Genomic DNA, 22838 nt, shown 5'->3' with positions numbered 1-22838 from the left:
GTAAGTCCTACGCGTGCGTAGATCCGACGCAGTGCTGAGGATCACCCCCTGGCGGAGTACCGGCGTGGAAGGATTCGCGGCATGCCAGCGCTGTCCTCGGTCCTCGTTCCCTACGCGGCCTACCTGCGGGTGTACGAGCCGCTGGCGGCCTTTCCCGAGCCCGAGCGGAGCCACTGGGCCCGCTACGCCCGCCGGGAAACCACCCCCACCGCCCAGGACGAACTGCGGCGCTCGCTGGCCGACTTGCTGCCCACGCCGCCGGTCCCGGTGCCGGTCCACGAGAGCGCCGACGCCTTTGTGACGGAGGTGGACGGGGTGGTGTGCGTCTGCCCGTGGCGGACCCGGCTGCGCGGCTGGCTGGCCCTGGAGGAGCTGGCGGAGCAGCTGCCGGCGCCTCTCCTCGACGCGGTGCTGCCGCCGGTGGTGCGCGGGCAGGCCGCCGCGGACTACGAGCAGTGGCGCGAGCGCAACCCGGACGCGCGGCCGTGGATCAGGACGTCGGTCTGGCAGATCCCGGTGCGCTGGTTCGCGCTCTTCTCGGACGAGGAGCGCGAGTACGAGCCCGCCGGGCCCGCCGCGCCGGTACTGCGCTACCGGACGCCGATGGTGCAGGCCCGGCGGCGGGTGGCCCGCGCGCTGAAGACGCTGAGAGAGACGATCGACGAGGGACAGCTGACCGAAGGCCTGGTAGATGTGGGGCGGTGGCTGGAGGAATTCCATCCGCGCTCCCTGGTCGAGCTGGACTACGGCGGCCTGGTGCACGCTCTTCCCGGACCGCAGCTCGCCGAGGACCGCTCGGCGGCGGATGTGGCCGAGGGGATCGCGGCACTGCGGGCCGGAGACGGTGAAGGAGCGGGCGAGGCGTACGCGCGTCTTGTGGAGCGCTGGCGGGCCGTCAGGGACCTTCAGTCCGCAAATTGAGCGTTCTGGGGACCGCTGAGCTCATCGGTCCAGGACGTAGGTCCCGTTCCGGGCCTTTGTATCAAGCGTGACGGACGGCACTTACTGGCCCCTTGCGCCCATCACCCACCCTCGTGTCAAAATAGGACAAGGAGCCCGGTGAGGGCTCCTTCCGTCCAAGTAAGGGCGGAATACTCGGCATTGCACTCTATGGGGGGTCTGATGACTCCTGATCATCCTGTGACTGATCGTCACTGTGTCGTGACTGTCCGTTATGGCATGGTCCATCGGCTTCCGCCGCTGATGAACACCTCAGAGGGCAATTCCATCGGTTTGGCCGACGTGGCTGGACGGATGGTGTAGTTGTAGTGCCGAGGACAAGCCGTTCGTCCTATAACCGACTCGACCCGCGTCCGCCATTTCGGGCAACGCGGGTCAAGGTGCAGAATTTAGAGGAAAGAACCGAGATGGTTCGGTTCTCCCGAGGAGGCCGCTCATGACCGCTCGCACCCCTGATGCCGAGCCGCTGCTGACCCCGGCTGAGGTTGCCACGATGTTCCGCGTGGACCCGAAGACGGTCACCCGCTGGGCCAAGGCTGGCAAGCTCACGTCCATCCGCACGCTCGGTGGACATCGTCGGTACCGCGAGGCAGAGGTCCGCGCACTGCTTGCGGGTATTCCGCAGCAGCGTAGCGAGGCCTGAACACCCCATTGATCGGGCATTTCCGGGACCCCCATCCCGGGCAAGCCCACCGATAGCGCCACATGGCGGCCGTCTGCCCCAACAGACTTCGTCATTGATCGCGCTGGACTCCGCCGGGTCCAGCGCGATCTTTTTTGTGCCCGCAGGCAGGCCGGGGTGACCCGCAGGCGGGCCTGGGTGAGCCGTGGAGGCTGCTGCGGGTGGGGGCGGCCGGCGGCCGGGGAAGTGCCCGGAGGGTGGTGCAATTGCACATATTAAATTGGTTGCTTGTAAGAAGGGGGTAAGTTCCCCGCTTTCGAAAACCCACCCGGTGACACCCGTCACACCGCACAACTCTTGCCAAAGACGCGGCTGTCACCGAAAAAACCGGCGGTAACGAGGCGTAGGTCACTCAGTCGCAGGACCTTTGTCCTCGGCTGTAGGGGTGAGCGCGGGGACGGACGTGGGGGCGGACATGGGCAGTTCCATGGCGAGCCGCTGGAGGCGATGGCATATGGGGCAGTGCCGCGTGAGATGCCGATAGCCGGACGCGGCCTTCAGGTGGGCGCGTAGAAGCGCTCTGGTCTCGTGCTGCCTCGCTGCGGACGCCGCCATGCACGTCACCTCCGGGTGTGTGCCGTCCTCTAATGACTGGGTACCGGTGGCAGATGACGCCGTCAAGACCGCCGTACGACGCAGCGTGGGGGCAAGGCACGACGAAGGCCCGCATCCCCCAGGGATACGGGCCTTCGATCTACTGCGGTCCTGACGGGATTTGAACCCGCGGCCTCCACCTTGACAGGGTGGCGAGCACTCCAAACTGCTCCACAGGACCAGGTTTCGCAGCCTCTAACTGTGCGTTGGCTGCGAGAGAGACTGTACAGCAGGTCAGGGGGTGCGGTCGAACTCGATGCAAGCAGCCCCGCCGGTCACGGCGCCGCCGCGTCGATCGCCTTGACGATGCGCTTGTCGGAGACCGGATACGCCGTGCCCAGCGCGTGCGCGAAGTAGCTCACCCGCAGCTCCTCGATCATCCAGCGGATGTCCAGGACCTCCTGCGGGACCGGGCGGCCCTGCGGCATCTGCTCCAGCAGCCAGGCGTACTCGTCCTGCATCTCGTGGACCTTGTCCATGCGCGTCGTGTCGCGCTGCACGCCCGTCGGCATCTGCTGCAGCCGGCGGTCCACCGCGACCAGGTAGCGCATCAGGTCCGGCAGCCGCCGCAGGCCCGTCCTGGTGACGAAGCCCGCCGGCATGAGGGCCGCGAGCTGCTCTCGTACGTCCTGGACGTTGTTGACGAGCGTCAGGCTGTTCGTGGCCTTCAGACGGCGCTCGCAGGCCTGCCAGGCGGCCAGGATCTGCTGCACCTGGCCCACGGTCCGTACCGTCGCGTCGACGAGGTCGGCACGCACCTTGTCGTACAGCTTGCGGAACGACTCCTCGTCCCAGGCCGGACCGCCGTGGTCGGCGATCAGCTTGTCCGCCGCGGCCATGGCGCAGTCGTCGAAGAGCGCTTGGATCGAGCCGTGAGGGTTACGGGACAGCGCCAGCTTCTGCTGGTTGTTGAGCTTGTCCGAGGCGAACTTGGCAGGGTTCACCGGAATGTTGAGCAGGATCAGCCGCCGCGTGCCCCGCCACATCGCCTGCTGCTGCTCGGCCTCGGTGTCGAAGAGGCGTACCGAGACGTTCGCGCCGTCGTCCACCAGGGCCGGGTACGCCTTGACCGGCTGGCCCGCGCGCCGGGTCTCGAAGACTCGGGTCAGCGTGCCGATCGTCCAGTCCGTGAGGCCCGAACGCTCGATGGACTCGCCCGAGGGGCCCGCGGTCGCCGCCGCGGCCTTGGAGAGGGCCTGGCGTGCCTTCGGCTTCAGCTGGAGCTTCAGCGCCTCCAGATCCTTGTTCTCGGCGAGCTTCTTGCGGCGCTCGTCGACGATCCGGAACGTGATCTTCAGGTGATCGGGAATCCGGGTCAGGTCGAAGTCGTCGGCTGTGACCGGGACGCCGACCATGCGCTGCAGCTCACGCGCGAGCGTGGTGGGCAGCGGCTCCTGCAGGGGCACGGCCCGCTCCAGAAACGCCTTCGCGTAGTTCGGCGCCGGGACGTAGTGCCGACGGATCGGCTTGGGGAGGGAGCGGATCAGCTCCATCACCACGTCCTCGCGCAGGCCCGGGATCTGCCAGTCGAAGCCCTCGGAGGTGACCTGGTTGAGCACCTGGAGAGGGATGTGGACGGTCACGCCGTCCGCGTCCGCGCCCGGCTCGAACTGGTACGTCACCCGGAACTTCAGCGCACCCTGGCGCCAGGAGTCCGGATAGTCGTCCTTGGTGACCGATCCGGCCTTCTCGTTGATGAGCATCTCGCGCTCGAAATCGAGAAGTTCGGGCTCGTCCCGGCGCTTGTGCTTCCACCAGGAGTCGAAGTGCGCTCCCGACACGACATGTTCGGGCACCCGCTGGTCGTAGAAGTCGAAGAGCGTCTCGTCGTCCACCAGGATGTCGCGGCGGCGTGCGCGGTGCTCCAACTCCTCGACCTCGGTGAGGAGTTTGCGGTTGTCGGCGAAGAACTTGTGGTGCGTACGCCAATCGCCCTCGACCAGTGCGTTGCGGATGAACAGATCGCGGGACGTCTCCGGGTCGATCCGCCCGTAGTTCACCTTGCGCTGCGCGACGATCGGCACGCCGTACAGCGTGACCCTCTCGTACGCCATCACCGCCGCAGCGTCCTTCTCCCAGTGCGGCTCGCTGTAGGTGCGCTTGATCAGATGCTGGGCGAGCGGCTCGATCCACTCCGGCTCGACCCTGGCGTTGACGCGGGCCCACAGCCGCGAGGTCTCGACGAGCTCCGCCGACATGATGAAGCGCGGAGGCTTCTTGAAGAGCGCCGAGCCGGGGAAGACCGCGAACTTGGCGCTGCGGGCGCCCAGATACTCGTTCTTGTCGGTGTCCTTGAGGCCGATGTGCGAGAGCAGACCGGCCAGCAGGGAGGTGTGGACGGACTGCTCGGGAGCGACTGCGTCCGCCGAGGACTCCTCGAGATGCAGGCCCATCTGCTTGGCGACTGTACGCAGCTGCGCGTAGATGTCCTGCCACTCGCGGATGCGCAGGAAGTTCAGATACTCCTGCTTGCACATCCGGCGGAAGCTGGAGGAGCCGCGCTCCTTCTGCTGCTCGCGGATATAGCGCCAGAGATTGAGGAAGGCGAGGAAGTCGGAGGTCTCGTCCTTGAAGCGGGCGTGCTGCTGGTCGGCCTGCGTCTGCTTGTCGGCGGGCCGCTCGCGCGGGTCCTGGATGGAGAGCGCGGCCGCGATCACCATGACCTCGCGTACACAGCCGTTCTTGTCGGCCTCGATGACCATGCGGGCCAGTCGCGGGTCGACGGGCAGCTGGCTCAGCTTGCGGCCGAGCGGCGTCAGCTTCTTCTTCGGATCCTTCTGGACCGGGTCGAACGCGCCCAGTTCCTGCAGGAGTTGGACGCCGTCGCGGATGTTGCGGTGGTCCGGCGGGTCGATGAAGGGGAACTTCTCGATGTCGCCGAGGCCGGCCGCGGTCATCTGAAGGATGACGGAGGCCAGGTTCGTCCGGAGGATCTCGGCGTCCGTGAACTCGGGACGGGAGACGAAGTCGTCCTCGGCGTAGAGACGGATGCAGATGCCGTCGGACGTACGGCCGCAGCGGCCCTTGCGCTGGTTGGCGCTGGCCTGGCTGATCCGCTCGATGGGCAGGCGCTGGACCTTGGTGCGATGGCTGTAGCGGGAGATACGGGCGGTGCCCGGGTCGATCACGTACTTGATGCCGGGGACGGTCAGCGAGGTCTCGGCGACATTCGTGGCGAGGACGATGCGGCGGCCGGTGTGCGGCTGGAAGACGCGGTGCTGCTCGGCATGCGAGAGGCGTGCGTAGAGGGGGAGTACCTCTGTGCTGTGCCCAATAGCGCCTCCGGCGCGGGGATACTGCTTCTTGTTGAGCGCGTCCGCGGTGTCGCGGATCTCGCGCTCGCCGGAGAGGAAGACGAGGATGTCGCCCTTGCCCTCGGACTGGAGCTCCTCGACGGCGTCGCAGATCGCGGTGATCTGATCGCGGTCGGACTCCTCGCTTTCGTCCTCGAGGAGCGGTCGGTAGCGGACCTCGACGGGGTAGGTACGGCCACTGACCTCGACGATCGGAGCGTTGCCGAAGTGGCGTGAGAAGCGCTCCGGATCGATTGTCGCGGAGGTGATGATCACCTTGAGGTCAGGGCGCTTCGGCAGCAGCTGGGCGAGATAGCCGAGCAGGAAGTCGATGTTGAGGGACCGCTCATGGGCCTCGTCGATGATGATCGTGTCGTACGCGCTCAGCTCGCGGTCCGTCTGGATCTCGGCGAGGAGGATGCCGTCCGTCATCAGCTTGACGAAGGTGGTGTCCTGGTTGACCTGGTCGGTGAAGCGGACCTTCCAGCCGACCGCCTCGCCGAGCGGGGTACGGAGCTCTTCCGCGACGCGTTCGGCCACGGTACGGGCTGCGAGCCTGCGCGGCTGCGTATGGCCGATCATGCCGCGTACGCCCCGGCCCAGCTCCAAACAGATCTTCGGGATCTGGGTCGTCTTGCCCGAACCGGTCTCGCCCGCGACGATCACGACCTGGTGGTCCCGTATCGCCTCGAGGATCACGTCCTTCTTCTGGCTGACCGGCAGCTGCTCGGGGTAGGTGACCTCGGGCACCCCTTCGGCGCGCCGCGTGACGCGGGCAGCGGAGCGCTCGGCCTCGGAGGCGATCTCGTCCAGCACGGCCTGCCGGGCCTCGGGCTTGCGGATGCGGCGGGCGCCTTCGAGACGACGGCCGAGCCGCTGGGCGTCGCGCAGCGACACCCCGGCCAGGAGGGTCTGAAGGTCGGCGAAGGAAGTAGACATACGGATCCCAGGATCGCACCCCCGGGAAAGCACTGGCGAACGCATTTCGCTCAGGAGCTGGTGCAGTATGGAGCAGATCCGTCCAGTTCTGTAGCAAGATCCGAAGCAGATCCGAAGCAGGGGGAAGCGCGTCCATGCCGCTCAGCCGCGAGTGCCGGCGCCGTCTTCCGGCGACCGTGACCGCGCTGCTGGGACTGTTTTTCGCGCTGCTGCTGTGTTCGACGGCACATGCGAGCGCCGAGCCGGCCGGGGGCCGGGCGGTGGGCGTCGTCGTCGCCGACCAGGGCCAGGCGCCCGGCTGCGGCAAGGGAGTGCCGGACGACGGCAGGGGCGCGCGGCCCTCGACCCCGCCGCGCGGTTCTTCCTCGTACGAGCTGCTGCCCGCACTGCAGCACGCCCACGACGGCTCCGGCTCCTGGTGCCAGGACGGTACGGCCCTGGAGATCAGCCCGGAACGCGGGCCGCCGGCGCTGCCTTCGCCCTCACCGGTCGACCTCTCGATCCTGCGCGTTTAGGCCCGCCCGACGGGCCGCGCTTCGGCGTGGCCGCGCTCGTGCCGTTTTCGCCTTTCGCTCAGGAGTACCGAACCGCCATGTCTTCCACTTCCCGTTCCTCCCGCTCTTCCCGTAAGCCGATCGCCATCGGTGCCGGTGTCTTCGTCGCCGCGGTGCTGCTCGGCATCGCCTCGTACACCGCCACCAGACCCGAGTCGCCTTCGGGCTCCGCCGCAGCCGCCGAGGTCTCCGCCGAACCGGGCGCCGGCGGCTACTCCGAGGCGGCGAAACTCGCCCGCCGCGACGCCGGGGACCCGCTCGCCCGGGGCCGCGCGCACGCGCCCGTCGTCATGGTCGAGTACGCCGACTTCAAGTGCGGCTACTGCGGGAAGTTCGCCCGTGACACCGAGCCCGCGCTGGTGAAGAAGTACGTGGACAAGGGCGTCCTGCGCATCGAGTGGCGCAACTTCCCGATCTTCGGCGAGGACTCGGAGGCGGCGGCACGTGCGGCCTGGGCGGCCGGGCAGCAGGGCCGCTTCTGGCAGTTCCACGCCGCCGCGTACGCCGAGGGCTCGAAGGAGAAGGGCTTCGCCAAGGACCGGCTGGTCGCGCTCGCGCGGGACGCCGGGGTCAAGGACCTCGACCGCTTCGTACGCGACCTGGACGGGGAAGGTGCGCGGCAGGCGGTGAAGAAGGACCAGGAGGAGGCGTACGGACTCGGCGCCACCTCCACCCCCTCGTTCCTGATCAACGGCCGTCCCATCGCCGGGGCCCAGTCGACGGCGACCTTCACCGAGGCCATCGAGGCGGCGAAGCAGGCCGCCAAGTGACGGACATCGGCTATCTGGCCGCCTTCCTCGGCGGCCTCCTCGCGCTGATCAGCCCGTGCAGCGCGCTGCTGCTCCCGGCGTTCTTCGCGTACTCCCTCGACTCGGGCGGCAAGCTGCTGGCCCGTACCGGAATCTTCTGCGCGGGACTGGCGACGACCCTTGCCCCGCTGGGCGCCGCCGGGTCCCTCGCCGGGCGGCTCTTCTACGGCCACCGCGATCTGCTCGTCTCCGTCGGCGGCTGGCTGATCATCGCGCTCGGGGTGGCCCAGATCCTCGGGATGGGCTTCGCCTCGCGCCGTATGGCCGAGATCTCCGGCCGCATCCGTCCGACGACCGCGGTCTCCGTCTACGCCCTGGGCCTGGTCTACGGCCTTGCGGGCTTCTGCGCGGGCCCGATCCTCGGCAGCGTCCTGACGGTGGCGGCACTGAGCGGCAGCCCCGTCTACGGCGGGCTCCTCCTCGCGGTCTACGCACTGGGCATGGCTGTCCCGCTCTTCCTGCTCGCGCTCCTGTGGGAACGGTTCGACCTGGGCAAACGCCCCTGGCTGCGCGGCCGTTCGATGCGCGTGGGCCGCTTCGAACTGCATACGACCTCGCTGCTGTCGGGCCTGTTCTTCATCGTGCTCGGGGTGGTCTTCCTCGCCTTCGACGGCACGACGGCGCTGCCCGGGCTGCTGTCGGTCGACGACTCGTTCGCGGCGGAGGAATGGGCGAGCGGCCTCGGCGGGGCGGTCCCGGACTGGGCACTGCTGATCGTGGTGGTGGCGGTGGTGTCGATCACCCTCGGCGTCCGCGGCCGGCGCCGCCGGGAAGAGGCGTAAGGAAGGGGCGCAGAAGCCGAAGGGCCCCGCCGACGGGTGGGGCCCTTCGGGACCGCGCCGGGCCGGAACACGACGAAAGCCCCGGTCCGGGAAGGATCGGGGCTTTCGGGTTGTGGCTGGGGCCGGGGTCGAACCGGCGACCTATCGCTTTTCAGGCGATCGCTCGTACCAACTGAGCTACCCAGCCACGCAGCTCTTGCGAGCCGCAGCGGTCCTGACGGGATTTGAACCCGCGGCCTCCACCTTGACAGGGTGGCGAGCACTCCAAACTGCTCCACAGGACCAAGCAATGTGCGAGCACAAGTCTCGCACACGGTATTGCGTGCCCCCAACGGGATTCGAACCCGTGCTACCGCCTTGAAAGGGCGGCGTCCTGGGCCACTAGACGATGAGGGCTAAGGGCCCGCCTGGGCGCCTTTCGGCGCGTCGGGGACGTGAGAAGCATATGGGATGCGGGGAGCTATCGCCAAAACGGTTTACGGGGGTCCGCGGGGCGCCCCCAGGACAACGCAGTCGGGGAGCGGGAGGGGGGCGCGGAGGGAGTGGCGGAGGGGCTGGTGGAGGGACTGCTCGGGGACGGGGTCGCCCCGGGCTGGTTCTCCCCCGGGAGATGGCGGCTGACCTCGGCGGTCGTCAGGCCCAGACCCCCCAGTGTGATCTCGTCCCATGCCTGCAGCCGTTTGGTCGTACGGTCCAGATAGAGCACCGACGCCCGCACCTTCTCCGGTTTGTCGTTCTGCACCGCGCGCAGGCCCCCGCCGCCCGTCGAGCCCTCGACCTTGAGGCGGGTGCCGTGTGCGAGTACCTCCGTGTCGCGGTGGTGGACATGGCCCGCCAGCGCCAGCGGGACCTCGCCGTCGGTCTCCCGCGCGGCCACCGGGTTGTGGGTGACCGCGATGTCGACCGGGGTGCCTGCGCGCTGCTGGTCGCGCAGGGCCGAGGCGAGGCGGATGCCCGTCATGCGTTCGGCCGGGTCGCCCTGGGCGACGATCGAGCGGTCGGGGGTGAACTGAGGATCGCCGCTGCCCGCGATGCGCAGGCCGGCGAGGGTGACGGCCTTGCCGTCGTCAAGGACGTGCACGTTCTTGAGTCGGGCGAGATAGGCCTGGGTGATGCGGGAGTCATGGTTGCCGCGGACCCAGACGTACGGCGCGCCGAGGTCGGGAATCGGGTCGAGGAACCCGTTCTCGGCGGCGGTGCCGTGGTCCATCGTGTCGCCGGAGTCGATGATCACGTCGATTCCGTACTGCTCGACGAGCGAGCCGATGATGTGCCACGCCGCCGGGTTGAGATGGATGTCGGAGACGTGCAGCACCCGCATCGTGCCAGGGTCCGGCTGGTACGTCGGGAGCGTCGATGTCGCGTCGTACAGCTTGGTGACATTGGTGACCAGGCGCGCCAACTCCCGCTGGTAGACGTCGAATTCGGTGACGATGGAGCGGGCGTTGCCGACGACCGATGGGGCGCTGGACAGCAGTCCGGAGAACCTCGGCTCAAGGACGGACTTCGGGTTCCAGGTGGCGTACGCGGAGATGCCCGAGGCTGCCAGCAGCGCGAGCGCCAGGCCGCCCGCCGCGAGTGCCCGGCGCGGGCGGCGGTAGACGGCGAGGCCCAGTGCGGTCGCGCCGGAGACGACCGCGACGCAGGAGCGTACGGCCAGCTCGGTGGTGCCGTCCGCCACGTCGCGGGCGACCTCGTCCTGGAGTCCGGAGATCCGTTCGGGGTGTTCGACCAGGGCCTGGGAACGGACCGGGTCGAGCTGTTCGACGTCGACGTCGAGACGGATGGGTGCGACATGGGAGTCGAGCTCCAGGGCGCCGAGCGGCGAGACGTTGATCTTTGTGCCGCCGGACAGGGACGGGCGCAGGGTCATGCTGGTGTCCATCGGGCCCACCGGCGTACGGACGCTGCCGACGATCAGCAGGCCCAGCCAGGCGCCGAGCAGGACCACGGCGGTGAGGCCCAGTGCGCGGACCCAGGGGTGCGGGGTGAGGACCAGGGTGCTGGTGGGGCCGGTGTGGCGCGAGCGGTAGTGCCGCCGGAACCGGGCGAGTGCGGCTCGGATCGAACGGATCGGTTCCGGGGCTTCGCGGGCCATTGGTCCCGTATGCCCACCCCGACGGGCAGCCATGCCGGGGCGACCGGTCGCACGGCGTACGTGACAATGGCCACGTGCTGGAGATGACGCGCGAGGAGTTCGAGGAACTGGTCGCTGAGGCGCTGGACAGGATCCCGCCGGAGCTGACGCGGCTGATGGACAACGTCGCGGTGTTCGTCGAGGACGAACCGGCCGCCGACGATCCGGAGCTGCTCGGGCTCTACGAGGGGACTCCGCTCACCGATCGCGGTGAGTGGTACGCGGGCGTGCTGCCGGACCGGATCACCATCTACCGCGGGCCGACGCTGCGGATGTGCGAGGACCGCGAGGACGTCGTCGCGGAGACCGAGATCACCGTGGTGCACGAGATCGCCCATCACTTCGGGATCGACGACGAGCGGCTGCACGCGCTGGGGTACGGATGAGTCCGCCCGGTCTTCCTGAGGTCCCGGAGGTCCCGGAGACCCCGGATCTCCCGGAAGTTCCGAACGCCGCGGAGGCGATCGATCCGGATGTCGATCTGCATGTGCCGGCCCAGCGGGCGGAGACCGCGGGCCGGCACAAGTGGACGGTGCTCGCCGCGATCTCGGCCGGCGGCGTGGCAGGGACCCTGGCGCGGTACGCGGCCACCGTGCTGTGGCCCGCCGCCGAGGGGTCGTTCCCATGGGCGATCTTCTGGGTCAATGTGCTGGGCTGCGCGCTGATCGGAGTGCTGATGGTGCTGGTCAGCGAGGGCGGGCGGACCGCGCATCCGCTGGTGCGGCCGTTCCTCGGAGTGGGGGTGCTCGGCGGGTTCACGACCTTCTCGACGTACGCACTGGACTTCTCGGACCTGCTGGCTCGCGAGGAGGCGGACACCGCACTGGGGTACGCGTCCGGGACGCTGGCCGGGGCGCTCGGCGCGGTGTGGCTGGCAGCCTCGGTCACCCGGTGGGCAGTGACCCGGCGGGCGGTCACGCGGTGAACTGGCTGCTGGTGGCGATGGGCGCGGCGATCGGCGCGCCCATGCGGTATCTGACGGACCGTGCGGTGCAGGCGCGGCACGACTCGGTGTTCCCGTGGGGGACTTTCGTGGTCAACGCGGCCGGGAGTCTGGTGCTGGGGGCGCTCTCGGGGGCGGTGGTGTCCTCGGGGGCGTACGCGCTGCTGGGGACGGGGCTGTGCGGCGCACTGACGACGTACTCGACGTTTTCGTACGAGACGCTGCGGCTGGCCGAGCGGGGCTGGATGTTTCTGGCGGTGGCAAATGTGGCCGCGTCACTGCTGGTCGGGCTCGGATCGGTGTTTCTGGGCGTGGAGTTGGCGCGCGGGCTGGTGGCGTAAGGGGCGTGCGGGGCGTGTCCCTTGTGGGGTACAGGGAGTTGGGCAGGGAAACGCATGTCCCGTGCCCCGGAGGTGCTCCCCGTGCGCCAGTCGTCCGTCTCCTCGTCCTTCCCCGGCCGGTTGGCTGTCTGGGCCGCCGCCTCACTGGCCGTCGCGGCCTCGGCGGGCTGTATGAGCGTGAGCGACGACGAAGGCGGGAAGCCGGCGCCCCATTCGTCGACCGGCCGGCGTGGGACGGTGAGCGAACCGGACGGCGGGCATGGCGTGTCGGGCGGTGGTCGACAGGCCCGCGGCGGGCGCGGCGGGTCGGATGCGAAGGCCGGGGCGGGGGCGAAGGCCTCGGCGAGTCCGAACGCCTCCGCGCCGCCCAAGGCTCAGCCGCCGCGGAGCGGACAGCGGCCCCAGCCGCCGCGGGATCCCGGGCCGACCGGCGGCGGGCCGGTCCCTTCCGAGCAGCCGCCGCCGCAGCCGACCCCGTCGGAACTGCCGCCGGAGAGCCCCACGCCGCAGCCGTCCGAGCCGACCGACGCCCCGTCGGCCTCGTCCGCGCCGGAGGTGCACGCCGAGGCGATGAGGATGGCGGACGGGCAGGGGAGCATGGCGGACGGGCAGTGCATGGAACCGACGGCATCGCCGCAGGTCGGACCTGTGTAACGGGGGTCACTCGGGTCGGGTTTGCCATACGTGGGTGAGGGTGCGTATGGTGGTAGATCGTTTGATCCCATTGCCCGGCGCCGACACAGAAGAGCGCCGCGTGGCGCGTACTCTCCCTAGCCGTGGCTGACCGCATTGAGGCGGTCGAATTGCGAATCACGGAGTTTGGGCGCGTGCCGAGACTCCGGAAGGTTTCGCATTTCGCATGTCCACTTTCAGTACTGATCACGCCGTCATGCCCGAGAACGACGAGACCGCGCAGGCCGTAGTGGCCGCCGCCGTCGACACCGAGATCCAGGCCGAGCTCGAGGCCGACATCGAGGCCGAGCTCGAGGTCGACATCGAGGCCGAGCTCGAGGTCGTCTCGGAGACGGTCGAGGCTTCCGAGGAGCCGCAGACCACGTTCGCCGACCTTGGACTGCCCGAGGGTGTCGTCCGCAAGCTCGCGCAGAACGGCGTCACCACCCCCTTCCCGATCCAGGCCGCGACCATCCCGGACGCCCTGGCCGGCAAGGACATCCTGGGCCGCGGCCGTACCGGCTCCGGCAAGACCCTCTCCTTCGGTCTGCCGACCCTGGCCACGCTGGCCGGCGGCCACACCGAGAAGAAGAAGCCCCGCGCGGTCATCCTCACCCCGACCCGTGAGCTCGCGATGCAGGTCGCGGACGCCCTGCAGCCGTACGGCGACGTACTCGGCCTGAAGATGAAGGTCGTCTGCGGCGGTACGTCGATGGGCAACCAGATCTACGCGCTCGAGCGCGGCGTCGACGTCCTCGTCGCCACCCCGGGCCGACTGCGCGACATCATCAACCGTGGCGCCTGCTCGCTCGAGAACGTCCAGGTCGCCGTCCTCGACGAGGCCGACCAGATGTCCGACCTGGGCTTCCTGCCCGAGGTCACCGAGCTGTTCGACCAGATCCCGGCCGGTGGCCAGCGGATGCTCTTCTCCGCCACCATGGAGAACGAGATCGGCACGCTTGTCCGCCGCTACCTCGTCAACCCGGTCAGCCACGAGGTCGACAGCGCCCAGGGCAACGTCACGACCATGACGCACCACGTGCTCGTCGTGAAGCCGAAGGACAAGGCGCCGGTCACCGCGGCGATCGCCGCCCGCAAGGGCCGCACCATCATCTTCGTACGCACCCAGCTGGGTGCCGACCGTATCGCCGAGCAGCTCGTCGAGTCGGGCGTGAAGGCGGACGCGCTGCACGGCGGCATGACGCAGGGCGCGCGTACCCGCGTCCTCGAGGACTTCAAGAAGGGCTACGTCAACGCGCTTGTCGCGACCGACGTCGCCGCCCGCGGTATCCACGTCGACGGCATCGACCTGGTCCTGAACGTGGACCCGGCCGGCGACCACAAGGACTACCTGCACCGCTCGGGCCGTACCGCCCGCGCCGGCAAGTCCGGCACGGTCGTCTCGCTGTCGCTGCCGCACCAGCGCCGCCAGATCTTCCGTCTGATGGAGGACGCGGGCGTCGACGCCTCGCGCCACATCGTGGCCGGAGCGGGCGCGTTCGACCCGGAGGTCGCCGAGATCACCGGCGCCCGTTCGCTGACCGAGGTCCAGGCCGACTCCGCGAACAACGCCGCCAAGCAGGCGGAGCGCGAGGTCGTCGACCTGACCAAGCAGCTGGAGCGCGTCCAGCGCCGTGCGTCCGAACTCCGCGAGGAGGCCGACCGCCTGGTGGCGCGCGCGGCGCGCGAGCGGGGCGACGACCCGGAGACGGCGGTCGCCGAGGTGACCGAGGCCGCCGAGGCCGAGGTCGAGGCGGCGGTTGCTGCGGCGGCTGTGCCGGAGCAGGTCGAGCGTCGTGACGACCGGGGCAACTTCGACCGTCGTGGCGGCGACCGTGGTGGCTTCCGCCGCGACGACCGCCGGGACAACGACCGTCCGTCCGGTGGCTTCCGCCGCGACGACCGTCGTGACGACCGTGGTGGCCGTTCGTTCGAGCGTCGTGACGACCGTGGTGGCTTCCGCCGGGACAACGACCGTCCGTCCGGTGGCTTCCGTCGCGACGACCGTCGTGACGACCGTGGTGGCCGTTCGTTCGAGCGTCGTGACGACCGTCCCGCGGGCGGCTTCCGTCGGGACAACGACCGTCCGTCCAGTGGCTTCCGCCGCGACGACCGTCCGTCTGGTGGCTTCCGCCGGGACGACCGTCGTGACAACGAGCGCGGTGGCTTCAACCGTGACAACGAGCGCGGTGGCTTCCGCCGCGACGACCGCCCCACCGGCGGCCACCGTGGCAGCGACCGCCCGTTCAACCGCGACCGCCGCGACGACCGTCCCGCGGGCGGCTTCCGCTCCGGTGGCACCAGCGACCGCCCGCACGGCCGTCGTGACGACCACCGTGGTGGCAGCACCGGCACGAACACCGGCTCCTTCGGGCGCCGTGACGACAAGCCGCGCTGGAAGCGCAACGGCTGATCCCCGGCTCCGCGCCTGATGGGCCCGGACAGCACCGTGAGAGCGGTGGTGTCCGGGCCCATTGCCATGATCCGCGCACTTGTGCGGGTGACGAGCGACGACTGGGGGGTCGGGCGCCTCCTCGCGATTCGTCAGCTGACGACGGCGCGGGCAAGTTGAAGGCGCGCGGGAAGCTCGGCGGCACCAACTGGAAGCTGACCGGGCGGTGTTCGGTGCCGGGGATCTCAATGGCGACGGCATCGGCGATCTGCTGGCCGTGGACGGCACGAACGAGTTGTGGCGGTACGACGGTACGGCGGCGGGCACGGTGAAGCCGCGGGTGCTGGTCTTCGGCAACAACTGGGGCACTGGCCGCAACGTGTTCGTCGGCGTCGGCGACATCACGGGCGACGGCAAGGCCGACCTGGTGTCCCGGAACGCTGCGGGAGATCTGCTGCGCAACAGCGGCAACGGGGCGGGGTCCTTCGGTTCGACGGTCAAGATCGGCACCGGTTGGCAGGGCTACAAGGGCCTTTTCTAGTAGCCCAATTCGCTTGAGAGGGACTCGCCCGGTGCGTTTGTGGCACCGGGCGAGTCCTCACTCTTTGAACGGGTTCGAAAGATGCTTCCGTTGCCTGTGAGGCGGCTGTTACGATCCGTCCGCTTGCATGGGGGCCTGACTGGGGGGCCAGTCACCAACTTTTCGTTCGCACCAGGCCACATTGATGCCCCATGCCCTGTTTCTGCTTCCATGGGGAGGGCCTGAGTGGCCAGTCGTGCCGTCGTCCGCGCCACCACAGCAGCCGCCGCTGCCGTATCACTTGCGCTGGGTATCGGTCTCGGACCCGTCGAGGCTCAAGCGGACCCGGGCGAGCCCGCTGCCGCCGTGGAGATCCCGACCACGTTCCGTACAACTCCCCGGGCACTCGGGCTCCTGGGCACCGGGACGTACCAGCAGGCCGACGCGGCAGGCGCGCAGGGTGTTTTCCACACGCAGGAAGGTGTGGCCGGCAATCTGTGGACCCGCTATTCGGACGGTCGTACGTTCTCCGCACAGCGGACGGGGACCGGCGCCCTCGGCCGGACGGTCGGCACCGGAGCGGACACCCTCGCCTACATCAGCGACAGCGATGTCGAACTGCGCGATCCGGCCGCCGGGACCTCACAGTTCGTGACGGTGCCGGAGGGACTGTCGTACAGCGGCGTGTACGGCAACACGGTGGTCGCGGTGAAGCGCGAGACCGTCGTGGTCGACGGCACCTCCACCTCACGGATCACCGAGGCGCACCTCCTGGATTCCGCCGAGGACGGCCGCACCCGGGACCGGCTCGTCACCGGGCTGCCCGACGGGGGTCTCTACGGCGGGGCCGTCGGCGGTGACGCGACGACCGTCGTGCTGCGGGTCAAGGTTGGTGACACTCTTCGCCTGGCGACGGTCGACGCCGCCACCGCACGGGTGACCGCCTACACGGCATCGGCCGATATCAACGGCGTGCTGCTGTCACCGAAGTATCTGGGCTGGTACAGCCTGAGTGGCACGATCAAGGTCGTACCGAGGTCCGACATCACGGCGACCCCGGTCGAACTCACCGCCCCGGCGCCGCAGGATCGCTCCGGCTATGAGATCGGACTGGTCGGGGACTGGGTCGTCCACATCAACTCGAGTACGGGGCGGATCATCGCGACCCCCATCGCAGGGGGTACGCCACGGACGCTGCTCGGCAAGAACACCTTCCGGCTCTCGCAGGCTCCTGACGGCACTGTGCTCGTGGTCGGCGGCGAGGACGCCGACGACTGGGCGTTGCGTCGGATCGGCGTGGGCCCTGACGGCGTGCCGGTTGTGACCACGGTGCTGGACCTGCCGCCCGTGCCCGCGCCGGTGCGTGGAATCGCCGCCGGTGACGGATATCTGCTCTCCACCGACGCGAGCACCGGACTTTTCCGTGCACAGTTCCGGATGCTGGAGGTACACGGAACGCCCACGCAGGTGATCCGGCGGACTCTGAACGGTACGTTCGCGAGCTGCGCAGGAGACGATCCGGGGTGTGCGGCCCTGAAGACCCTGGGCGCCGGGCGCTTCGCGTACGTAGTGCGTTACCCGGGGTCGGCCGGCGGTGACGAGATCCAGCTGATCGACTCCAGCTACACGACCTCGCTCCACCGCACCGGGACCCACGGCGGCAGCGTCACCGACGCCGCCGGCCGGTATGTGATCTACACCAACCCGGCTGTCCACCAGCAGTTGGTCATCGACGTCACAGGGCAGCAGCCGGTGCTGACGCGGACCGCCTCGGCTGCCGCCGTGTGGGCGGGGCAGCTGTGGAGCCCGGGGACCACGGCCGGGACGGTGACCGCGTACGACCTGGCGGCCAAGAGGACCACGGAGACGGTCGACACGGGTGCGGGCTGCGTTCCCGAGGAGCTGCAGACGCTCGGACGCTGGCTCTACTGGTCCTGCGGGGCGAGCGGCGGTGCTGGGATCTACGACCGTACGGCCAAGAAGAGCATCGCCGTTGCAGCCGACGAGGCGCTGCTGGGCGACGGTTACCTGGTCCGCCACGACAAGACCGCAGGCAAGCTGGAACTGACCGACTTCTCGGGCGGTACGGCCGTGGACCGCGAGGTCGCCGACCTCCCTGCGACCGCAGCCTCGCAGCGCGGGATCCGCTGGACGGTGGACAAGTTCGGCGGGCACATCGCCTATGCGGACGCGGCGGAGCGGATGCATGTCGTGCCCACGGGGGTGGCGACTCAGCCGCTCTCCGTCTCGGAGGTGTCGAAGACCGTCACTGGGGACGGCAGCAACGGAGGCGAGTGGCAGTTCTCGGGTGTTCTGTCCAAGCCGGCCAACTCCGTGACACTGGTGGTCAAGGACAAGACCACCGGTGCCGTGATCCGCACCATGCACGGCAACGAGGAGGTCCGCGGACACCTCGAGCGTTCCTGGGACGGCCGGTCGGACAGCGGAAGTCTGATGCCGGACGGCGCATACACCTGGACGCTGACCGCGCAGCCCGCCGACGGGCACGGTGCCCCGCTGACCTTGACCGGGCTGTTCACGCAGACCCATGGTGCGCCGGCCCGGCGGGACTTCTCGCACCCCCGGGACGGCGTCGGTGACCTGGTCGCTCTCGACCGCGACGACGCCATGCGCTTCCACTTCGGCAACGGTGCCGGAGGCTTCCGGAGCGGTGGCTTCATGTATTGGTACAACGTCACACAGGCGGTCCCCCTCGGTGACATGAACGGTGACCGCTGCAACGATCTGATCGTGCGGGAGACCGACGGCCATCTCTCGCGCATCAATGGGCGCTGCACCTCATCGGGTGGCCCGCTCGACGACTCCGCGCAGGGACTGGGCGGCGGCTGGAACCAGTTCAATGTGCTGACCTCACCAGGTGATCTGACGGGCGACGGACGCCCGGACCTGGTGGCGCGTCAGGCATCCACCGGCGATCTGTATCTGTACGCGGACAACGGCTCGGGCGGTCTGAAGGCCCGTGGCAGGATCGGCGCCAAGTGGACGGCGTACCGGGCGGTGTTCGGTGCCGGGGATCTGAACGGCGACGGGATCGGCGACCTGCTGGCGGTCGACAAGGCGAACTCGCTGTGGCGGTACGACGGTACGGCGACGGGTGCGCTGAAGCCGCGGGTGCTGGTGTTCGGCAACAACTGGGGCCTCGGCCAGAATGCGTTCGTCGGCGTCGGTGACATCACCAAGGACGGGAAGCCGGATCTCATCTCCCGCAACGCGGCCGGCCACCTGCTGCGCAACAACGGAAACGGCAAGGGTTCGTTCGGATCGACAGTGAAGATCGGGACGGGGTGGCAGGGCTACAAGGGCCTCTTCTGAGAGCCGAGCTGACACGGTCAACCGTGTACAACCAAGCGATGGTCCGGGCTGTCGTACCTTCCGAGTCGATGAGGCGCTGTAGCTGAGGCTCTCACCAGGGGGTACGCATGACCCGCACCACCGGACGTACCAAACGCATCCTCGTTCTCGGGGCCGCCGTCGCTCTCGCGGCCGGCGGTCTCGGGCTCGCGCCCGGTGGTGTCGCCGTCGCGGCCGGGCAGGCCGAGCCGGAAGAGATCGTCATCGACCTCGGCACCTACCAGGGCAAGCCCGCCGTGCCCGAGCGCATCGCGCTCGGCGGTGGGCAGCTCGGGGTGGTGGCCCGTATCGATCCGCAGGTCAGGCGGGGGCTGTACGCGTACGACCTCGCCGTGACCGGCACACCGAAGGCCGGGCCGCGGCGGACGGTGAACCCCGATGTGTGGGACAGCTACCCGGAGTTCAGCCCCCTGCTCTCGGCGGTGGGGGACGGCCGGTTCGCGTACACCAATCCGACCTCGGCAGGTCACACCGTCACCGGCGAGGGAACGCCGACCACCGTCATCACCCTCGGGCAGCTCGGCGCGGACCAGCGGATGGTGGCCGCCGAGGGGCGGTTCTTCGCGGTCGACGAGCCGAGTACGGGCAAGCAGTACATCGCCACCTTCGACGACGAGGGGCCGAGGGTTCTCACGACCCGCTCGATCAGCGCGGTCGCGATCTGGGGCTCGACGATGTGGACGCCCGGCAGCAGGCTGGGCAGCATCAGGTGGTACGACCTGGCGACGAGGACCGACGCTCCGTACGACTCGGACACCGGTCTGAGCTGCTCGCCGGACGAGCTGCAGAAGGTCGGACGGTGGGTCTACTGGCGCTGCGACGACGCCAGGAAGTCCTGGGTCTGGGACTCCGACGCCACCTTCCCCCGGTTCACCACCGTGCCGTACTCGAAGTCCGCGAAGCTCGGCGACGGCTTCGTGGTCCAGCAGGACGACACGGCCGGGACGCTGACGATGACCGACTTCCACAGCGGCGTCGCCACGCCTGCGGTGACCACCCCGTTCGCCGAGCATGTGGCGCCCGGCACGGGCATGTGGAGCGTCGACAAGTACGGCGGACACGTCGCGTATGCGGACACCGAGGGGCGTATCCACATCAAGCCGGTGACGGTGCCGCGGGGCGAGTTCTCCGTGCTCGACGTGTCCGCCCCGGCCACCGTCGACGACCGGCACTGGCCCTGGGAGGCGAAGCTGCTGCTGAACCGCCCGTCCGCCAACCGGACCTTCACGGTCAAGGACTGGCGCAGGCGGGTCCTGGTGGACGAGACCAGTACGGAACGGACGGGTGCGCTGGTACGTGTCGCGTGGGATGCCCGGGACTGGGATCCGAAGGACAGGGTCAGTGGCGCGTACCAGTGGGAGGTGGTGGCGCAGCCGGCCGACGGCACGGGCCGCGAGTCCTGGACGCCCGGCCCCGTACGGCTCGTCAACGGCGCCTCGGCCTTCCGTGACATGAACACCGACGGCTACGGCGAGTTCTACTCGATGACGACGACGGGCAAGGCGGCCGTACACCATCCGCGGGGCGGCGCCCGGTCCTGGGCGACCACCGGATGGGATCCGCGTACACGTCTCATCCCGTACGGAGCGAACACCGGCGACCCGCGCAGCAACCTCCTGATCCGCACCCCGGACGGCAACCTCTACCGCGCGGGCGGTGACAACTACCCCATCGACCCGAAGGTGCCGCACCATCTGATGGGCAAGGGCTGGAACGGGTTCGACGCCTTTGCCGCCTCGGAGGACCTCACCGGGGACGGTCGCCCGGATCTGCTCGTACGCCAGGCGTCCACCGGCTACCTCTTCCTCTACCGGGGCAATGCGCGGGCCGGTTTCGACCCGGCCGTGAAGGTCGGCTCCGGCTGGAAGGGCTACCTGATCATCGGCGCCGCCGACCTCACCGGCGACGGCATCGGCGATCTGCTGGCGCGCGACCCGGGCGGTGAGGTGTGGCGCTACGAGGGCACGGGGACGGGCTCGTTCAAGCCGCGGAAGCTGGTCTTCAGCGACTGGGGCGCGGGACGCACGGAGATCATCGCGGTCGGTGACATCACGGGTGAGGGCGTCTGCGATCTCCTCTCCCGCGACACGACCGGCAAGCTGCTGCGCAACAGGGGTGACGGGAGGGGGTCGTTCGGGGCGACGGAGACGATCGGAACGGGCTGGCATCACTACCGGGCGCTGTTTTAGGCCACGACTGGCGCATGTGGTGCCCCCGGCAAGGGAATTGCTGGGGGCATGACAGAAAACGCCAGTACGGGGAAGCCTCCGCCAGTCGGCTCGGCGCCCGCGCCCGTCGCCGCGCCCGAATCCGTCGCCGCGCCCGAATCCGTATCCACCACCCCCACCCCACCCTCCGCAGGGTCCGACGAGGAGCGCCTGGCCCAGCTCGGCTACACACAGGTTCTCGCCCGCCGGATGTCGGCGTTCTCCAACTACGCCGTCTCCTTCACCATCATCTCGGTCCTCTCCGGCTGTCTCACTCTCTACCTCTTCGGCATGAACACCGGCGGCCCGGCCGTGATCACCTGGGGCTGGGTCGCCGTTGGCCTGATGACCCTGTTCGTCGGCCTGGCGATGGCCGAGATCTGCTCGGCGTACCCGACCTCCGCGGGCCTGTACTTCTGGGCCCACCGGCTGGCACCGCCGCGCACCGCGGCCGCCTGGGCCTGGTTCACGGGCTGGTTCAACGTCCTCGGCCAGGTCGCCGTCACGGCGGGTATCGACTTCGGCGCCGCGTCCTTCCTGGGCGCGTATCTCAATCTCCAGTTCGGCTTCGAGGTCACACCGGGCCGCACAATCCTGCTGTTCGCCGCGATCCTGGCGCTGCACGGCCTCCTCAACACCTTCGGCGTACGCATAGTCGCGATCCTCAACAACGTCAGCGTCTGGTGGCATGTGCTGGGCGTCGCACTGATCGTCGGCGCGCTCACCCTCGCCCCCGACTCCCACCAGTCGGCGTCGTTCGTGTTCACGAAGTTCGTGAACAACACCGGCTGGAGCAGCAGTCTGTATGTCGTCCTCATCGGACTGCTGATGGCCCAGTACACCTTCACCGGTTACGACGCCTCGGCCCATATGACCGAGGAGACCCACGACGCCGCGACCGCCGGCCCCCGCGGCATCGTCCAGTCCATCTGGACATCGTGGATCGCGGGCTTCGTCCTGCTGCTCGGCTTCACCTTCGCCATCCAGTCGTACGAAGGAGCCCTGACCTCTCCGACGGGAGCGCCGCCGGCCCAGATCCTGCTGGACGCTCTCGGTGCGACCGGCGGAAAGCTGCTGCTCCTGGTCGTCATCGGCGCCCAGCTCTTCTGCGGTATGGCGTCGGTCACTGCGAACAGCCGCATGATCTACGCCTTCTCCAGGGACGGCGCCCTGCCGTTCTCGAACGTCTGGCACACGGTCAGCCCCCGGACCCGTACGCCCGTCGCCGCGGTCTGGCTCGCGACCGTCGGCGCGTTGGTCCTCGGTCTGCCGTATCTGATCAATGTCACCGCGTACGCGGCTGTGACGTCGATCGCAGTCATCGGGCTCTACATCGCGTACGTCATCCCGACCCTGCTGCGGCTGTTCCGCGGCGACAGCTTCGAACGCGGCCCCTGGCACCTGGGCCGCTGGTCCCGCCCGATCGGCATCGTGGCGGTGACCTGGGTCGCGGTGATCACCGTGCTCTTCATGCTTCCGCAGGTCTCCCCGGTCACCTCGGAGACGTTCAACTACGCCCCGGTGGCGGTCCTGGTCGTCCTGGGCTTCGCCGCGGCATGGTGGCTGGCCTCGGCCCGCCACTGGTTCCTGAACCGCAACCACCCCCGGACGATCGCCCGCGAGACGTCACGTCGGTGACCT

At 69.2% G+C, this 22838-nt stretch carries 17 protein-coding genes and 4 tRNA genes; 14 read left to right on the top strand and 7 right to left on the bottom strand.

Features of this window, described 5'->3' with window-relative positions:
- The first annotated feature begins 81 nt into the window (after positions 1-81).
- Together OG735_RS20330 and bldC are read left to right on the top strand one after the other, a co-directional pair.
- Positions 82-921 carry a hypothetical protein gene (locus tag OG735_RS20330; protein WP_327324606.1) on the top strand — a complete coding sequence of 280 codons (840 nt, stop codon included), beginning with the start codon at positions 82-84 and terminating at the stop codon, positions 919-921.
- A gap of 475 nt (positions 922-1396) precedes the next feature.
- Complete coding sequence (gene bldC, locus OG735_RS20325; protein WP_003949541.1) at positions 1397-1603, top strand: developmental transcriptional regulator BldC; 207 nt, start codon at positions 1397-1399, stop codon at positions 1601-1603.
- A gap of 387 nt (positions 1604-1990) precedes the next feature.
- On the opposite strand, the gene OG735_RS20320 is transcribed toward bldC, so the two are convergent.
- The 3 genes from OG735_RS20320 to hrpA form a co-directional block, all read right to left on the bottom strand.
- Positions 1991-2197, bottom strand: a complete 207-nt coding sequence (locus OG735_RS20320; protein ID WP_327324605.1) for a DUF6274 family protein — start codon at positions 2195-2197, stop codon at positions 1991-1993.
- Positions 2198-2342: 145 nt separating this feature from the next.
- A tRNA-Asp gene (locus OG735_RS20315) sits at positions 2343-2417 on the bottom strand.
- A gap of 94 nt (positions 2418-2511) precedes the next feature.
- Positions 2512-6468, bottom strand: coding sequence for an ATP-dependent RNA helicase HrpA (hrpA, locus tag OG735_RS20310; RefSeq protein WP_327324604.1), 3957 nt, complete (start codon positions 6466-6468; stop codon positions 2512-2514).
- 134 nt (positions 6469-6602) lie between these two features.
- On the opposite strand from hrpA, the gene OG735_RS20305 reads away from it, so the two are divergent.
- The 3 genes from OG735_RS20305 to OG735_RS20295 all read left to right on the top strand — a co-directional run bounded on the left by OG735_RS20305 (position 6603) and on the right by OG735_RS20295 (position 8613).
- The gene (locus tag OG735_RS20305) at positions 6603-6983 is read left to right on the top strand and encodes a hypothetical protein (RefSeq protein ID WP_327324603.1); all 381 of its coding nucleotides are present in this window, start codon (positions 6603-6605) and stop codon (positions 6981-6983) included.
- 77 nt (positions 6984-7060) lie between these two features.
- Positions 7061-7792: a DsbA family protein gene (locus OG735_RS20300; protein ID WP_327324602.1), complete on the top strand. Its 732-nt coding sequence runs from the start codon at positions 7061-7063 to the stop codon at positions 7790-7792.
- Positions 7789-8613, top strand: coding sequence for a cytochrome c biogenesis CcdA family protein (locus OG735_RS20295; RefSeq protein WP_327324601.1), 825 nt, complete (start codon positions 7789-7791; stop codon positions 8611-8613). The genes OG735_RS20300 and OG735_RS20295 overlap by 4 nt, the downstream gene beginning before the upstream one ends.
- Positions 8614-8726: 113 nt before the next feature.
- On the opposite strand, the gene OG735_RS20290 is transcribed toward OG735_RS20295, so the two are convergent.
- The 4 genes from OG735_RS20290 to OG735_RS20275 all read right to left on the bottom strand — a co-directional run bounded on the left by OG735_RS20290 (position 8727) and on the right by OG735_RS20275 (position 10711).
- Positions 8727-8800, bottom strand: a tRNA-Phe gene (locus OG735_RS20290).
- Positions 8801-8822: 22 nt separating this feature from the next.
- A tRNA-Asp gene (locus tag OG735_RS20285) sits at positions 8823-8897 on the bottom strand.
- 39 nt (positions 8898-8936) lie between these two features.
- Positions 8937-9009: transfer RNA gene (locus tag OG735_RS20280), tRNA-Glu, on the bottom strand.
- A gap of 64 nt (positions 9010-9073) precedes the next feature.
- On the bottom strand, positions 9074-10711 hold the full coding sequence (locus OG735_RS20275) for a metallophosphoesterase family protein (RefSeq protein ID WP_327324600.1): 1638 nt from the start codon (positions 10709-10711) through the stop codon (positions 9074-9076).
- A gap of 74 nt (positions 10712-10785) precedes the next feature.
- Here OG735_RS20275 and OG735_RS20270 point away from each other — a divergent pair, with 74 nt between their 5' ends.
- The 9 genes from OG735_RS20270 (at position 10786) to OG735_RS20230 (ending at position 22835) form a co-directional block, all read left to right on the top strand.
- Positions 10786-11136: a metallopeptidase family protein gene (locus OG735_RS20270; RefSeq protein WP_327324599.1), complete on the top strand. Its 351-nt coding sequence runs from the start codon at positions 10786-10788 to the stop codon at positions 11134-11136.
- Positions 11133-11675, top strand: a complete 543-nt coding sequence (locus OG735_RS20265; RefSeq protein ID WP_327324598.1) for a fluoride efflux transporter FluC — start codon at positions 11133-11135, stop codon at positions 11673-11675. The genes OG735_RS20270 and OG735_RS20265 overlap by 4 nt, the downstream gene beginning before the upstream one ends.
- Positions 11672-12034, top strand: coding sequence for a fluoride efflux transporter FluC (locus OG735_RS20260; protein ID WP_327328392.1), 363 nt, complete (start codon positions 11672-11674; stop codon positions 12032-12034). The genes OG735_RS20265 and OG735_RS20260 overlap by 4 nt, the downstream gene beginning before the upstream one ends.
- Before the next feature lie 54 nt (positions 12035-12088).
- On the top strand, positions 12089-12688 hold the full coding sequence (locus tag OG735_RS20255; RefSeq protein ID WP_327324597.1) for a hypothetical protein: 600 nt from the start codon (positions 12089-12091) through the stop codon (positions 12686-12688).
- Between the two features lie 205 nt (positions 12689-12893).
- Entirely contained in the window at positions 12894-15119 is a 2226-nt protein-coding gene (locus tag OG735_RS20250; RefSeq protein WP_327324596.1) for a DEAD/DEAH box helicase, read from the top strand.
- Between the two features lie 205 nt (positions 15120-15324).
- Entirely contained in the window at positions 15325-15639 is a 315-nt protein-coding gene (locus tag OG735_RS20245) for an FG-GAP repeat domain-containing protein (protein WP_327324595.1), read from the top strand.
- Between the two features lie 225 nt (positions 15640-15864).
- Complete coding sequence (locus tag OG735_RS20240) at positions 15865-18951, top strand: FG-GAP-like repeat-containing protein (protein WP_327324594.1); 3087 nt, start codon at positions 15865-15867, stop codon at positions 18949-18951.
- Positions 18952-19058: 107 nt separating this feature from the next.
- Positions 19059-21179, top strand: a complete 2121-nt coding sequence (locus OG735_RS20235; RefSeq protein WP_327324593.1) for an FG-GAP repeat domain-containing protein — start codon at positions 19059-19061, stop codon at positions 21177-21179.
- 48 nt (positions 21180-21227) lie between these two features.
- Complete coding sequence (locus tag OG735_RS20230) at positions 21228-22835, top strand: amino acid permease (RefSeq protein ID WP_327324592.1); 1608 nt, start codon at positions 21228-21230, stop codon at positions 22833-22835.
- Positions 22836-22838: the final 3 nt, after the last annotated feature.

This window comes from Streptomyces sp. NBC_01210 (genome assembly GCF_036010325.1).
Classification (GTDB): Bacteria; Actinomycetota; Actinomycetes; order Streptomycetales; family Streptomycetaceae; genus Streptomyces.
The sequence above is the reverse complement of the archived record's forward strand: the minus strand, read 5'-3'. Positions and strand labels throughout refer to the sequence as shown.